Below are 1,606 nucleotides of genomic sequence, written 5' to 3'. Positions count from 1 at the left end.
GCCGGGCACGGTGACCTGCTGGTCGAACGTGTCGGTCTCGTGCCGCCGCCACTGCACGTCCACGGCGCGGTCGGGCACGCCGTCCAGCGGCTCGGGCGGCCCGGTGGGGGACAGGATCGCCTTCGCGCGGCCCAGCTGGTCCATCGCAACCCCGGGGAGGCCGGCGACGGCCTTGAGACGGAACGAGATCTCCAGGTGCACGTTCGTGCCGCACACGGCCTGCTCGATCCCGTCCGCGGACTGCGGTTCGATCAACAGGTACGGGAGTTCGACGTCCCCGGGGGCCTCGACGAGGTACGTGGTGAAGCCTGCGAGCTGGAGCACGTTCTCCAGGGCTGCGTAGTGGTACCGCACGTCAGATCGCCTGCGCCATGAGGTCCAGCAGGGCCTTCGCGGTGCGCGGCGCCTCGGCCTGGAGCGCGTCCTCGGGGTCGGGCACGGTGCCGCCACCCCTGCTGGTGCCGAAGTAGGCGATGTTTGCCAGGGAGCCGGCGCCACCCTTCACAGGCCCGATCTCCGCTTCCACGATCCCGCCGCCGAACGCCGAGACCTCACGGATGTCGTAGCTGATGGTCGGCGCGATCATCGCGAAGTAGGAGGAGCGGCGCATCTCCGCCTGCTGCTGCTTCTTGATGTTCAGCGCGCCCTTGGAGATCACGCCGCGCACGCCCTTCTGCGTGAACGCGCCCGCCTTGCCGAGCTCGGCCGCGAACGCGTCCAGCTCGCTGGTGTCGAACGTGACGCCGGCCATCACTGCACACCTCCTTGATGGTCCACACAGAGGAGGCGCTGCGCGGTGGCCTGGGACTGGTCGTCGATGGAGGCGACCCACACGCGGGTGCCGACCAGCTGCGGGTTGTCCGGGTCGACGAGGACCTCGACCTGGTCGCCGGGACGGAACGCGACCCCGAACGGGACGCGCACCACGATGCGTGAGTCGAACTGCGTGGACCCGCCCGCGATCGGGGAGGTCTCCTGCGCCAGCCCGGGGTAGCGCAGGTAGCCCGGCCCGTTGTAGACCTCCGGCCCCGCGAACGTGACCTCCCCGGTGGCCGGGTTCTCCAGCGGATGGGACGGGTCGGGGCGCGTGATCGACAGCGTGCCGCGCATCCGACCGCGGAACTGCTCGCGCGCGTCGGCCGCCCACTGCGCGACCTTCGCCGAGATGTCGTCGGCGACGCTCACCGCTGTCTCACCACCAGTACGGTTCGCCGGGGACATACGGCGGACCGCAGTAGCCGGCGGGGACGCCGACCTGCCCGTACGGGGTGATCGTGAACGCCTCACCGGACGACAGGCCGAGCAGCGCCCACTCGTCGTCCGTGAGCTGCAGGGTGCCGTCCATGTAGTCCGACCCGATGGTCTCGGACTGTGTCTCGGACCAGTCGTCCAGGGTGCGGGTCTGCGCCTTGCTGGTGAGGCCGTTCGGGTTGAGGACCTTGCGAGCCACGACGGCCGACTCGACGTCGACTACGACGGCCTCGGGCGGTGTGCCGGCCGCGACCCGGTCGTCCAGGTCGGGGATTCGCAGTCGGATGATCGCCTCGGTGCGGTCGAGCCAGCGCTGGATCTGCGCGATCTGCGCCGCGTCGGCCTTCTCGTCGAA

Annotated in this window: 4 protein-coding genes; all 4 read right to left on the bottom strand. The window is 70.5% G+C overall.

Going from position 1 to position 1,606, the window contains the following annotated elements; translation table 11 throughout:
* Window positions 1-354: hypothetical protein (locus ABD254_RS21375; RefSeq protein ID WP_344251023.1), on the bottom strand; the 354-nt coding region annotated here is incomplete at its 3' end.
* A 1-nt stretch (window position 355) separates the two neighbouring features.
* Window positions 356-751, bottom strand: coding sequence for a hypothetical protein (locus tag ABD254_RS21370; protein WP_344251021.1), 396 nt, complete (start codon window positions 749-751; stop codon window positions 356-358).
* The gene (locus tag ABD254_RS21365) at window positions 751-1,185 is read right to left on the bottom strand and encodes a DUF6093 family protein (RefSeq protein WP_344251019.1); all 435 of its coding nucleotides are present in this window, start codon (window positions 1,183-1,185) and stop codon (window positions 751-753) included. Before ABD254_RS21365 ends, ABD254_RS21370 begins: the two co-directional genes overlap by 1 nt.
* Window positions 1,186-1,192: 7 nt before the next feature.
* Window positions 1,193-1,606: Gp19/Gp15/Gp42 family protein (locus tag ABD254_RS21360; RefSeq protein ID WP_344251017.1), on the bottom strand; the 414-nt coding region annotated here is incomplete at its 5' end.

Origin of the sequence: Isoptericola hypogeus (assembly GCF_039531145.1) — a bacterium.
Taxonomy (GTDB): domain Bacteria; phylum Actinomycetota; class Actinomycetes; order Actinomycetales; family Cellulomonadaceae; genus Isoptericola; species Isoptericola hypogeus.
Note: the sequence above shows the minus strand (reverse complement) of the source record. Positions and strands in the feature narration are given on the sequence as shown.